The sequence below is a fragment of the Chlamydia abortus genome, from assembly GCF_002895085.1.
Taxonomy (GTDB): Bacteria; Chlamydiota; Chlamydiia; order Chlamydiales; family Chlamydiaceae; genus Chlamydia; species Chlamydia abortus.
Genome location: NZ_CP024084.1, coordinates 966,224 through 979,335 on the forward strand (window position 1 = coordinate 966,224; position 13,112 = coordinate 979,335).

Here is a 13,112-nt window from a genome sequence, read left to right on the forward strand (position 1 = left end):
GTAGGGTACGAGGAAGATTTCCTACTGACTACAAAATCATATTTCGCTTAAACTAGGGTTTCCTTTCGCTTTCTTGGTGGCATAGCCAAGCGGTAAGGCCGAGGCCTGCAAAGCCTCTATCCCCGGTTCGATTCCGGGTGCCACCTTTCTTTTTACCTTTTTTATCTAAGGTATTGTGCACTAAAAAATGACTTGGTAGTGTGAATTTTTCCTAAGGTTTCTCTTGGAGACTACCCATGTTAGACAAGGAAAATTCCCTGTACGATACAGATAAAAAACTTTTCCATGGTATAGATCAAGTCTTTCATTCTATCAAGGATCATTATGGTCCTCGAATTTCCTCTCGCTCTTTCTTCGAGAATCAAGGCTATCTGGTCTTATCGCGCATCACTCTTGTGGATCCTTATGAAAACATTGGTGTGGATTTTGTCAAAGCTATGGCTAAGCACATTCATAAGAAATATCTTGATGGTGTAACGACTGGTATCATTTTACTTTATACTCTTCTCAAGGAAAGCTACTTTTTTTTAGATCAAGGCTTATCGCTGTATAAACTCTGCTTTGCGTTAAGAAAAATGAGCGAAAAGCTTTTAACATCTTTGAAAAAGCATGCCTGGCCTTTAAAAGATGGGAATAAAGCGAAAGGCATTGTTTTCTCTGCCCTTCCAGATTTAACGATTGCCACAGAAATGGCTGAGGCTTTTTCATCTGTCGGTTCTGATGGATTTATATCATTATCACAACTGGAGATGTCTCATATGCAGATCACACAAGGATTACAAATCCCTTGTGGCTATATTTCTCCTTACTTCATTTCTCCATCTCCCCAGAGGATCCTCACACTTTCACAACCTCGTGTTTTCGTTACTGACAAAAAAATTTCTACCTTCCTTAGTTTTCTTCCTCTATTGCAAGAGTTACGTGAACATGGAGAACATTTACTGATTTTTTGTAACGGTATAGATCCGGATGTTCTTTCTACATTCACTGTGAATAAACTTGAAGATCTCCTCGACATTGTTGTTGTTGATTTGAGTAGACACCCGGATCTTGATCCCTCGTTGTTTGAGGATATCACCTTATTCACAGGAACGAATGTGTTCTCTCAGGATTTTTCTCCAACCATACGGTTGCCCGAGCGTGTATCTTTAGGTTCATGTGCTTCTATAAAAATTTCCGAAGAAGAAACCATCATCATTCGTGGGCATAGTGTTTCTGAAGTTTTAGCATTAAAAATACACCAAATCGAAGAAGAAATTCGCACGAGCTCCTGTCAGGAGAGAAAAACTACATTAATCAAGAGAAAGCACCGCTTACAGAGTTCTGTTGCTATAGTCCCTGTACGCGAAGAAAATAAACTTTTCTATTCTTTAGCCCTTTCCACATTAACTGCTGCGGTAGACAAAGGCTACATTCCTGGAGGAGGTGCGGGTCTATTTTATGCTTCTTTACATCTATGTGATCAGGAAGAACTCTCAGAAGAAGAACGAGCAGCCATAAAGATTTTACACATGTGTTGTCGAGCTCCTTTAGAACAACTCATCAGCAATATGAAACTAGAAAGCCAGGTCGTTCTAGATAAACTGTTATCTCTATCCACACCTAGTTTAGGGATGAATGTCATTTCTCAACAAATTGAAGACCTTATTGCCTCAGGCATTCTAGATCCTCTATCCAAAATCGAGGATATTTTCTCCTTAGCCTTGGAAACAGGATTGAAAATCCTATCCTCAAAAGTCATCATTACCCATGCCGACAAATAAACTATTCTCTACGCTTAGGTGAAAACATCTTTTCTTTATGCCAACGGTTCGTCTGACAGACTGAAAAGCCTAAAATCCTAGCCCCATCCCATAAGATCTGCAAATAAAGCTGTTAATAAGAAAATCCCGACTCAGTACTATAAGTCTTTTTAGTACTGAGTCCGGAAATATTTTAGAATGAGAACACTGTTTTCCGTTTTTTTTCGGAGATAAACATTGTCCTATTGTGTGGTGTTTCTTAGTAAAAAAGAACTTGAATAGTTGAAGATCAGTACAAGACCTTAAGAAGAGTTAGGTAGAGAAAACAGGTAAGCTTTTTTATCAGCTGATTGTGCGGATAAATTATGCCAGCCTTTTGGGGAACAGGGTGATATGTATAATAAACCTTCACAAGCTCATCGTATTATTCATATCTCTGACGTGCATTTCTGTGTTTTCCCTAAAAATCCATTAACCTGTTTCAATAAGAGATTTAAAGGGGCATTACGCCAAGTATTTGGTGGTGTGACCTTTCAGTCTTCAACCATAGCCAAACGTTTTCCTGATTTAGCTGTACAACTGCAAGCGGATAGTATTTGTATTACTGGTGACTTTTCTCTTACAGCTTTAGACGCCGAATTTCTACTCGCTCAAGACTTTGTGAATACCCTAGCACAAAATGCCTCTGTGTATGTACTTCCTGGGAATCATGACGTTTATACGCAACAAGCACTGAATCAGCAGACCTTCTATCACTACTTCCCTAATGTACAATTACAAAACGAACAAATTTCCTTTAACAAACTCATAGATCATTGGTGGTTGGTCTTACTGGATTGTTCGTGTTTAAACGGATGGTTTTCTGCAAATGGCATGATCAAATCATCACAAATTTCTGTTTTAGAGAACTTTATTCTCAGTCTTCCTCCTAAGGAAAACATAATCATTGCCAATCACTATCCTCTCTTACCTACAAAAGACCCTTCTCATGATTTAATTAATCATCTGCTTTTACAACATGTTTTGAAAAAGTATCCTAATGTGCGTTTATATCTTCACGGCCATAATCATCAGGCTGCTGTCTATAACTTCAAAGATCACGCACCAAATATGATTTTAAACAGTGGCTCTGTCTCGTTACCTTCTAATGCTCGTTTTCACATTATCGACCTGTATCCTCAAGGATACCATGTATATACTGCAGCGATAACAAATCTCTTAAATACGCAAGAGCCTCTAAAAATCTCTATAGAAGCCAATTTGGAGTCTTGGTAATTTTTTAAGAAAACGACAAGATGAAAAATAGAAGAAACTGTGGAGAATAGCTAGACACCTTCTTCACAAATTTTTTCTGCAATGGCACGAAATACCTCTGGAGTATCAGGTATTTCGCAGTGAGAAAGGTCACGGGTGGATTCAGGCATAGCTATAAGCTTTTCAATCCACACTTGCCTCTTCTTTTGTTCTTCGAGGGCTAAAGCTTGATCCCGTAGTTTTTTCAGCAACTCTGCTTCCGCAGATAGCTCTTTTATTTTTTTTGTTCCCATACCACGGAATCTAAGAAAATCGTACTTTTTACACAATAGAACTTCTTATAATCCGAAGCTACTTGGAAACGCGGGATTCATAACTTCCTGTACGTGTATCTATTTTTACAACTTCACCTTCTTCTATGAAAATGGGAACCATAATTTTTGCTGCAGTATTTGTTACTGCAGGCTTTAATACTCTTCCCGAAGCTGTATCTCCACGTACACCTGGTGCCGTTTCCGCAATAGTCAGTTCCATAAAAATTGGAGGTTCTACCGCAATAACATTACCATTGTATAAAACTAATGTATAGATAGTGTCTTCTAATAGCCACTGACGGATATTTTCTATTTTGTCCCAGAAGATGACTTCTTGCTCGAATGTTTTATCATCCATGAAGGTAGCACCTTCTTGATCTGAATAAAGGAAACGCATCTGTTGTTCTCGCACATCTGCAGTTTCTACGGATTCTCCAGATTTAAACGTCTTTTCAATGACTCTTCCTGTAAGAAAATTTTTTACCTTAATCCTATTAAAGGCTTGGCCTTTTCCTGGTTTTACAAAGTCATTTTGCAAAATCAAATAGGGTTGACCATCAATTTCTATTCTTAATCCTACACGAAATTCACTAGTACTTACACGAACCATGGGGCCTTTTATCCTTAAAATTCTCCTATTTATGTTATCTAGGATTTTCTCCTTTGTCCAGAAGAATGTCTTGTGTGTGGCAGGATAAGTATAGCGATTAATATCTATTGATTTTAGTTTAGACGTGCAATTTTCCTATACGCAGTATAAAGAAAGTGATTATTTGACATCGACAACATCTAGTTAAACTAGGGAGCAAAAGCATGTTTAAGCATAAAGAAACGAAAACTAATGAAGCCAAAATCGCCCAGGATACGCTGGAGCGTTATTCTGGATCATCTATTAAAGAATTTTGTCCCTACCTACTTTTAACGAACTTTGCTCACTATACCCACGTATTTGCAGAAGCTTATCAGGTACCTATTTCCAAAGGATCTATGTTTTCTGCAGCACACGCTCCCCAAGTCAACACGTCTATTTTAGATTTTAAATTAGGATCTCCTGGAGCAGCTTTAACTATAGATTTATGTTCTTTTCTCCCTAACTTAAAAGCTGCCGTTATGCTTGGCATGTGTGGCGGTTTACGCTCGCACTATCAGGTTGGGGATTACTTTGTCCCCATAGCAAGTATTCGAGGAGAAGGAACCTCGGATATCTATTTCCCTCCCGAAGTGCCTGCTTTAGCAAATTTCATCGTGCAAAAAACGATCACAGAAATATTAGAAGAGAAAAAATCGAGCTACCATATTGGCATTACGCACACGACAAATATCCGTTTTTGGGAGTTCAATAAAGAGTTCCGAAAGAAACTTTATGAAAATAAAGCGCAAACTATAGAAATGGAGTGTGCCACCCTATTTTCTGCAGGTTACAGAAGAAACCTTCCCGTAGGAGGTTTATTGATTATTTCCGACTTACCCTTGAGAAGGGAAGGAATAAAAACTAAGGCAAGTGGGAATCACGTGCTGAAGACATACACACAAGATCACATCACTACGGGCATTGATGTCATTTCAAGATTAGACACAGTACTGCAAAACCGCCCCACAAAAGCCAACAAAGGCTTGCCGCATATGGAAATTGGAGAGGCTGATGATACTATGCCTAAAGATTCTGGCATCTCCGATAGCGATTATTGAGAAAGAATTCTCTGCAAAATGCAATCTGCAGTAAATCCACAAGCTTCCGCTACATCAGCGGGAGCTCCAGAATAACCGAATCTATCCATAGCAATAGCTAAGCCATTCGCACCGATATATTTATACCAGCCCAATGCCGACCCTGCCTCTATAGATACTCTTAAACCTAAATCGCCACCGATCACACTTTCTCGGTATTCAAAATCTTGCTGTTCAAATAACTCCCAACAAGGGAAAGAAATGACACGGACTTTTTTATCCAAATGGATCAGCTCTTGAGCTACAGCTAAAGCTAAGTGCAACTCCGATCCTGTAGCAAATAAAGTATAATCTGGTTTTCCTTGAGTCTCTTTTAAAACAATGTAAGCTCCTCGGCCGACACCTTCTTTAAAGGGTCGATGTGTTTGCGCGAGTGTAGGTAAATTTTGCCGGGAAAGTATCAATGCTGTGGGACCGGCATAACGCAATGCAGCATGCCAAGCGCCCTTGACTTCATTAGCATCCCCAGGACGGATAACTTGCAAACCTGGAATGGCTCGTAACGACATAATCTGTTCTATAGGCTGATGGGTAGGACCATCCTCACCCACAAAAATAGAGTCATGGGTAAATTGATAAATCACGGGTAATTTGGCTAAAGCAGCTAAGCGAATCGCATTCCTTAGGTAATCAGAAAATACTAAGAATGTTCCTCCGAAAGGCCGAAACACTTGTGAGTAAGCGAGGCCATTCATAATCGCCCCCATACCAAATTCTCGAACACCGTATTTAATATTTCTACCCGAGAAATCGTGGCTATTCATATCTTTAGCGTCGGTTATCCAGGTCCCATCAGAACTCGATAAGTCTGCTGATCCTCCAATAAGAGAAGGGATATTCTTAGCTAAGTCTTGAATAATCTTGTTAGATGCTGCGCGTCCAGCTATGTTGTCTGGCATGACTACGCCGTCAAGGATGATCTCTAGTTGCTCTGAGGAGAGCGGGGATTTTAATGAAAGAAACTCTTGATACAAGTCAGGGAATAGACGAGACCAAACACGAAAATTATCTTGCCACTCTTCTTGAACTTTGCGATCTTCATGCAACTTATTAGAAAAGAAAGACTTGACTACAGGAGAAATGAAAAACTTCTCTTCGGGCAGATGCCAGAAACGTTTTGTCTGTTCTACGCCAGCTTCTCCTAAAGGAGATCCATGCGCCTTATGGCTGCCTTCTTTAGGAGAGCCATGCCCGATGACTGTGTGGGCAATGATTAATACAGGACGCTGCTGAGACTGCTTAACTTTCACAAAAATTTCATGAATGCCTAAGAAGTCGTACCCATCAACTTCATAAATTTCCCAGCCGTAAGACTCGAAACGTTTTTTTACATCTTCTGAACTGACTTCTCCTAAGAAACCATCTAAGACAATATTGTTATAATCATAAATCACGACAAGATTGTCTAAACCCAAGGTCCCTGCAAAGCTGCAGACTTCATGGCTCACGCCTTCCATCATGCATCCATCACCAGCCAGGCAGTATACTTTACCATTAAAAATTTCATGCTCAGGACGATTAAAGCGAACGCCGAGCATCTTCATAGATAAAGCCATACCTACAGCATTACCTAATCCTTGGCCTAAAGGTCCTGTAGTTGCTTCCACCCCCTCTGTCTCTCCAAATTCTGGATGACCGGGAGTTCGGGAATGCAGCTGACGAAATTGCTGAAGATCCTCTAAAGAGACATCATACCCAGCAAGATGAAGACAGGCGTATAACAAAGCTGAACCGTGCCCTGCAGACAAGACAAAACGATCTCTATCAATCCATAAAGGATCTTTTGGGTTGTGTCGTAAAACATAACTGTACAGGTAAGCGGCAAGTTCCGCACAACCTAAAGGTAATCCCGGATGACCAGAACCAGCTTTTTGAATGATCTCTATACTCAATTGTTTAAGAGTTCCGGAGATCTTTTCCAAGATATCGATATCTACTTCTCTGTTCACCATTTATCAGACCTAAAAGCACTTCACAAGAATATAAATAACGAAATTATAGGATATGCATTACCAAAAAGCAAGACTACTCGCAATATAAGATCCCTTAATGTTTTGATGATGATTTCTTACCTAGGCTCTCACAGGTGTAGAGAACATTTTTTATGCATTAAGGACAAAAAGATTCTTTCTTAAGGACAGGATTAGAGACTAAAATACATCTCTCCCATATAATTACAGGAAGTTCAACGTTTTTGACACGGCAAAGTCATTCCTTATGTTAAGTAACACTCTCCGATCTAATTTTTTAAAATTTTACGCTAACCGTCACCATACTATTGTTTCTTCTTCACCTGTTTTCCCCCATAACGATCCCTCCATTCTCTTTACCAACGCAGGAATGAATCAATTCAAGGATATTTTTTTAAACAAAGAAACCGTGAGCTATTCACGAGCTACAACGTCTCAAAAATGTATCCGCGCTGGAGGAAAGCATAATGACCTCGATAACGTTGGGCACACATCTCGACACCTGACTTTCTTTGAAATGCTAGGAAACTTTTCCTTTGGAGATTACTTTAAAGAGCAGGCTATTGCTTTTGCTTGGGAGGTATCTTTATCTGTTTTCAATTTCGATCCGGATCGTATCTACGCCACAGTACATGAAAAAGATGATGAGGCCTTTGCTCTGTGGGAACAACATTTACCTTCGGAACGTATTTTCCGTCTAACTGATAAAGACAATTTCTGGAGCATGGCTGAAACAGGCCCTTGTGGATATTGTTCTGAGCTTCTTTTTGATCGTGGTGAGTCATTTGGCACAGCCACCTCTCCTCTAGAGGACAGTGAAGGCGAGCGCTTTTTAGAATACTGGAATCTTGTATTTATGGAGTTCAATCGCTCAGCAGAAGGTTCCCTACTCGCTTTGCCTAACAAACACGTGGATACTGGCGCAGGTCTCGAGCGTTTGGTTTCTATTATCTCCGGAACAAATACTGTTTTCGAAGCTGATGTATTACGTTTGCTTATTTCAAAAACAGAGACATTGTCAGGGGAAAAGTACCATGCAGATGAACCTCTCGGGGCTGCTTTTAGAGTCATCGCTGACCACGTGCGTTCGTTATCTTTTGCTATAGTTGACGGCTTGATCCCTGGAAATACGGAACGCGGATACGTATTAAGAAAAATTTTGCGACGTTCTGTAAACTATGGGAAACGTCTTGGGTTTACTCAACCCTTCCTAGCAGAAATCGTCCCTGCTTTGGTTGACGCTATGGGAGAGGCGTATCCCGAATTACGCCTCTCTGTATCTCAAATTCAAGAAGTTATGACCATAGAAGAGGAGAACTATTTCAAATCACTGCACCGTGGTGGAAATTTACTTCAACAGGTCCTTAAATCTTCTTCTTCCTCATCCACCATCTCTGGAGAAGATGCTTTCAAATTAAAAGATACGTATGGACTGCCTCTGGATGAAATTGCCTTGTTAGCTAAAGATTATAATTTCTCTGTAGATCTAGATACCTTTTATCAATTAGAGAAAGAAGCTAAAGAGCGTTCCAGAAAAAATGTAATAAAATCTCATAACGCTACAGATACAGTATACGATGCGCTTTCTTTAGGAGAGAATTCTACATTTGTGGGTTATCATGACCTGTCATGCGATACATTTATTGAAGCCATTATCAAGAATGGTGAACAAGTTTCCTATCTTAAAGAAAAAGAAAAAGGCATTTTAATCTTAAAAGAAACCCCCTTCTATGCAGAAAAAGGAGGTCAGGTTGGTGATTCTGGAGAGATATTCTGTTCTGATGGAACATTTATAGTGAGTCACACGACCTCTCCGAAAGCGGGGATGGTTATTCATCATGGGGAAGTCTCTCAAGGACAACTCCATTCGGCACAAGCTGTAACTGCACAAGTACATTGTCTACGTAGAAAAAACATCAGCAACAATCACACGGGCTGTCATCTTTTACATAAAGCTTTAGAGATGACTCTTGGAGATCATATCCGCCAAGCAGGATCTTTTGTTGATGATACAAAGATTCGTTTAGATTTTACGCATCCAAAAGCTATCGCTCCTGAAGACTTAGCTTCTATTGAGCTTTTAGTTAATGAGAAAATCCGTGAAAATCATCGCGTGGAGACCCGAGAAGCTGCTTACTCGGATGTGATGAATTCTAAAGAGATCAAGCAATTTTTTGGTGACAAGTATAGCGATGTTGTTCGCGTAGTTTCCGCAGGATTTTCTCACGAGCTCTGTGGGGGGACTCATGCAGATTTTACAGGAGACCTGGGTTATTTCCGTATCCTTAAAGAGCATGCTGTAGCCACAGGGATCCGTCGTATAGAGGCGGTAACAGGAAAAGAAGCTGAAGTTTTAGCCCGTCAAGACAATCAAGATCTCAATGAAATTGCGCTTATTTTACAATCTCCTCGAGATCAAATTCTGAATAAATTACAAAACATTTTAGATGAGAAAAAAGAACAAACTAAACTTATTTCTGATTTAGAAAACAAGCTTATCTATTCTTTATTGGATAAAGTTATTGATCGTTGTCAGCAGATTGAAGATGTTTCTTACTTTATTTATCATTTACCTGAATCGGAAAGTCATCGCTTACAACAGTATGCCAACTGCTTACATCAAAAAATACCAGTACGTTTAGTTTCTCTATGGACTACTCAGAAAAACGGAAAGTATATCATATTTTCAAGAATTTCTGACGATCTGGTTAAACAAGGATTAAAAGCTAAGGATCTTTTACAAGTATTACTCACACCTTGTGGTGGTCGTTGGGGAGGGAAAGATATATTTGCACAAGGTAGTGCTGATAGTCTCCCGCAAGCAGATATATTAAATAACACTTTATGCCAATGGATTTCGACCCAGTTAATTTAAACCTATCGATTCTATCTGAAATAACTAACACCTCTGTTCCATTACTCATAGAAAATATCCTTCCTGGAGCTCGTAGTTTCTTAGCTGCTAAGCTGTTTCACGAGAGGAAAGAGTCTGTGGTAATGATCACCACGCGCTCTCGTATTGACGATCTCTTTGAAGATCTTGCTTCGTTTTTGGGCTTCCCTCCTGTGGAGTTCCCTTCATCAGAAATTGATTTATCTCCAAAGCTTGTGAATATCGATGCGGTAGGGAAACGTGATAAGATTCTTTATGATTTATATCAGAAGAAAGCGCCTATATTTTGTGTGACAACACTCAAAGCTTTACTAGAGAAAACTCGATCACCCAAAGATACAGCGCACCAACATTTAGATATCCAAGTTGGGGATGTTCTTGATCCTGATATCATGATCGATCTATGTAAAAATTTAGGTTATCGCCATGAAACTCTCGCCAGCGATAAGGGAGAGTTTGCTTATAGAGGAGGGATTATTGACATCTTTCCTCTATCTTCTCAGGAACCTTTCCGGATAGAGTTTTGGGGAGAAAAGATCATCTCCATACGTCCTTTTAATCCTTCTGATCAACTCTCCACAGGGAAAGTCTCCCAGTTGTCTATATCCCCTGCAACCAAAGATTCGGGAACAGAAGTTTTATCACACTGCTTATTGGATTATTTTGCTACACCCCCGACATTTCTCTTTGATAATTTAACCATGTTAGAAGATGATTTCTCTGATATTTCGGGGACTTTATCTTCGTTACCTAACCGTTTCCTACCTATCCAAGATTTATGTCAACGCGCCTTTCAGTCACAGACGATTTTCTTTGAAGAGAAAAACTTTCCTAATGTTCGTACAATTAAACATAATACAGTAAACATTGAAGTTTTTCACTGCGATGTTCAAGCTTCCCGACTTGTTGCTCCTTTTATCTATCCTAACGAAATTCTCGATGAACAAACCAATCCTCTTCTTGGTTTTCTACAAAAGCTTCAAGAATATCTTCCTAGCCAAGGGCAACCTTTTAACGTAGCTCTCTACAATACAAAAGCAAAAGCTTTAAAAGAAGCTCGGGCCCTAATAGAAACTCTAGGCCAGAACTCTATACATATTTATGAAAAATCTGGAAATCTCTCTTCTAGCTTTGCTCTTGTCAACGAAAGATTTGCGGCTATTTCCCTAGCGGAATTTGCCTCTACAAAAGTATTACGAAGACAAAAACAGAGAAATTATTTTTCCGTAACTACGGAAGAAGTCTTCGTTCCTATTCCAGGAGAGACAGTTGTTCATTTACACAATGGTATTGGCAAATTTATCGGAATGGAAAAGAAACCAAACCATTTAAATATTGAAACTGACTATCTAGTTCTTGAATATGCTGACAAAGCCCGGCTGTATGTGCCTTCAGACCAAGCCTATCTGATTTCACGTTACGTAGGCATTTCTGACAAAACTCCTGACCTGCATAATCTCAATGGCTCTAAATGGAAACGCTCTCGAGATCTCTCTGAAAAGTCTCTCGTATTATATGCTGAGAAACTCCTTCAGCTCGAAGCCCAGCGCTCTACGACTCCTGCTTTTATTTATCCTCCTCATGGAGAAGAGGTGATAAAATTCGAAGAGAGCTTTCCTTATGAGGAAACTCCAGATCAATTAAAAGCCATTGAACAAATTTATTCCGATATGATGTCCGATAAGCTAATGGACCGTTTAATTTGCGGTGATGCGGGCTTCGGAAAAACGGAAGTCATTATGCGGGCCGCTGTGAAGGCTGTTTGTGATGGTCAGCGCCAGGTGATTGTTATGGTCCCCACGACCATTCTGGCGAATCAACATTATGAAACTTTCACCCAGCGTATGGCAGGATTGCCAATAAATATTGCTGTTCTTTCACGCTTTTCTGAAGGGAAGGCACTAAAAAAAATCTTTGAGGATACGGCTCAAGGTAATGTAGACATTTTAATTGGCACACACAAGCTAATTAATAAAAACTTAGAATTCAAAAATCCCGGTTTATTGATTATTGATGAGGAACAACGTTTTGGTGTTAAAGTTAAAGATTTTCTCAAAGAGCGTTACCCTACGATAGACTGTCTCACAGTATCAGCTACACCTATTCCGAGAACATTATACATGTCGTTATCGGGAGCTAGAGATCTCTCTTTGATTACCATGCCTCCATTAGATCGACTGCCTGTCTCTACTTTTGTTTTAGAACACAATGAAGAAACTGTATCTGCAGCCCTACGGCACGAATTATTGCGCGGTGGTCAAGCGTATGTAATTCATAATCTTATTGAGAGTATTTTTAGATTAGGGAATACCATACGGACCTTAGTGCCAGAAGCACGTATTGCTGTTGCTCATGGCCAAATGTCTTCTGACGAGTTAGCTTCTATTTTTCAAAAATTTAAGGATAAAGAAACTAATATCCTTGTAGCAACAGCACTTATAGAAAATGGTATCGATATTCCTAATGCTAATACTATTTTAGTCGACCACGCAGATAAATTTGGCATGGCTGATCTGTATCAAATGAAAGGTCGTGTAGGAAGATGGAATAGAAAAGCCTACTGTTATTTTTTAGTTTCTCACTTAGATAGATTATCAGGCCCCGCGGCAAAACGTTTACAAGCTTTGAATAAACAAGAATATGGAGGAGGAATGAAAATCGCTCTCCATGATTTAGAAATTCGTGGCGCGGGAAATATTTTAGGCACCGATCAATCAGGGCACATCAGTGCTATTGGATTCAACCTTTACTGTAAGTTATTGAAAAAAACGGTCGCTGCTTTAAAGAACAACTCTTCTCCTTTATTATTCAACGACGATGTAAAAATAGAGTTTCCTTATAAATCCCGCATACCTGATACCTATATAGATTTGGCGTCTCTGCGTATAGAATTCTATCAGAAAATAGGTGGTGCTGAAGATGCGGAACAGTTAGATTTTATAAAAGAAGAGATGCGCGATCGCTTCGGGCCTCTACCCGAAGAGGTCTTATGGTTATTCGCATTAGCGCACTTACGTCTATTTGCTTTGCAACACAACATTTCTAGCATTAAAGGCACGGGGAATGCTTTGTATATTCAACAGCGTCATGGAAAAACCGAGCAAATAAAGAAAACATTACCCTATTCTTTATCCCCCACTCCAGAACTCCTGGTATCTGAAGTGTTGGAATCTATAGAGAAAGCATTTCCTCTAAAAACCCCTCGTTAAGG

General features: G+C 39.6%; 8 protein-coding genes and 1 tRNA gene. 6 read left to right on the forward strand and 3 right to left on the reverse strand.

Annotated elements, in window-relative coordinates; translation table 11 throughout:
• Positions 1-75 precede the first annotated feature (75 nt).
• The 3 genes from CHAB577_RS04380 to CHAB577_RS04390 all read left to right on the forward strand — a co-directional run bounded on the left by CHAB577_RS04380 (position 76) and on the right by CHAB577_RS04390 (position 3,017).
• Positions 76-146, forward strand: a tRNA-Cys gene (locus tag CHAB577_RS04380).
• 90 nt (positions 147-236) lie between these two features.
• Entirely contained in the window at positions 237-1,763 is a 1,527-nt protein-coding gene (gene groEL3, locus CHAB577_RS04385; RefSeq protein WP_011097364.1) for a variant chaperonin GroEL3, read from the forward strand.
• 372 nt (positions 1,764-2,135) lie between these two features.
• The gene (locus CHAB577_RS04390) at positions 2,136-3,017 is read left to right on the forward strand and encodes a metallophosphoesterase family protein (RefSeq protein ID WP_011097365.1); all 882 of its coding nucleotides are present in this window, start codon (positions 2,136-2,138) and stop codon (positions 3,015-3,017) included.
• Between the two features lie 50 nt (positions 3,018-3,067).
• Here CHAB577_RS04390 and CHAB577_RS04395 read toward each other — a convergent pair whose 3' ends face one another.
• Complete coding sequence (locus CHAB577_RS04395; RefSeq protein WP_035395373.1) at positions 3,068-3,289, reverse strand: hypothetical protein; 222 nt, start codon at positions 3,287-3,289, stop codon at positions 3,068-3,070.
• A 58-nt stretch (positions 3,290-3,347) separates the two neighbouring features.
• Positions 3,348-3,920 carry an elongation factor P gene (gene efp, locus CHAB577_RS04400; protein WP_011097366.1) on the reverse strand — a complete coding sequence of 191 codons (573 nt, stop codon included), beginning with the start codon at positions 3,918-3,920 and terminating at the stop codon, positions 3,348-3,350.
• A 203-nt stretch (positions 3,921-4,123) separates the two neighbouring features.
• On the opposite strand from efp, the gene CHAB577_RS04405 reads away from it, so the two are divergent.
• On the forward strand, positions 4,124-4,999 hold the full coding sequence (locus tag CHAB577_RS04405; protein ID WP_011097367.1) for an AMP nucleosidase: 876 nt from the start codon (positions 4,124-4,126) through the stop codon (positions 4,997-4,999).
• On the opposite strand, the gene tkt is transcribed toward CHAB577_RS04405, so the two are convergent.
• Positions 4,993-6,990, reverse strand: coding sequence for a transketolase (gene tkt / locus CHAB577_RS04410; protein ID WP_045071969.1), 1,998 nt, complete (start codon positions 6,988-6,990; stop codon positions 4,993-4,995). The genes CHAB577_RS04405 and tkt overlap by 7 nt on opposite strands.
• A 265-nt stretch (positions 6,991-7,255) precedes the next feature.
• Here tkt and alaS point away from each other — a divergent pair, with 265 nt between their 5' ends.
• Positions 7,256-9,883 (forward strand): alanine--tRNA ligase, encoded by a 2,628-nt coding sequence (gene alaS, locus CHAB577_RS04415; protein WP_011097369.1) that lies wholly within the window; start codon positions 7,256-7,258, stop codon positions 9,881-9,883.
• Entirely contained in the window at positions 9,853-13,110 is a 3,258-nt protein-coding gene (gene mfd / locus CHAB577_RS04420) for a transcription-repair coupling factor (RefSeq protein ID WP_011097370.1), read from the forward strand. The genes alaS and mfd overlap by 31 nt, the downstream gene beginning before the upstream one ends.
• Positions 13,111-13,112 lie beyond the last annotated feature (2 nt).

What these genes read in the sequence shown, in the direction of transcription:
- CHAB577_RS04405 (WP_011097367.1), top strand. Translation starts at nt 4,124, where the DNA reads ATGTTTAAGCATAAAGAAACGAAAACTAATGAAGCCAAAATCGCCCAG.
- efp (WP_011097366.1), bottom strand. Translation starts at nt 3,920, where the DNA reads ATGGTTCGTGTAAGTACTAGTGAATTTCGTGTAGGATTAAGAATAGAA.
- alaS (WP_011097369.1), top strand. Translation starts at nt 7,256, where the DNA reads ATGTTAAGTAACACTCTCCGATCTAATTTTTTAAAATTTTACGCTAAC.
- mfd (WP_011097370.1), top strand. Translation starts at nt 9,853, where the DNA reads ATGCCAATGGATTTCGACCCAGTTAATTTAAACCTATCGATTCTATCT.
- CHAB577_RS04390 (WP_011097365.1), top strand. Translation starts at nt 2,136, where the DNA reads ATGTATAATAAACCTTCACAAGCTCATCGTATTATTCATATCTCTGAC.
- groEL3 (WP_011097364.1), top strand. Translation starts at nt 237, where the DNA reads ATGTTAGACAAGGAAAATTCCCTGTACGATACAGATAAAAAACTTTTC.
- CHAB577_RS04395 (WP_035395373.1), bottom strand. Translation starts at nt 3,289, where the DNA reads ATGGGAACAAAAAAAATAAAAGAGCTATCTGCGGAAGCAGAGTTGCTG.
- tkt (WP_045071969.1), bottom strand. Translation starts at nt 6,990, where the DNA reads ATGGTGAACAGAGAAGTAGATATCGATATCTTGGAAAAGATCTCCGGA.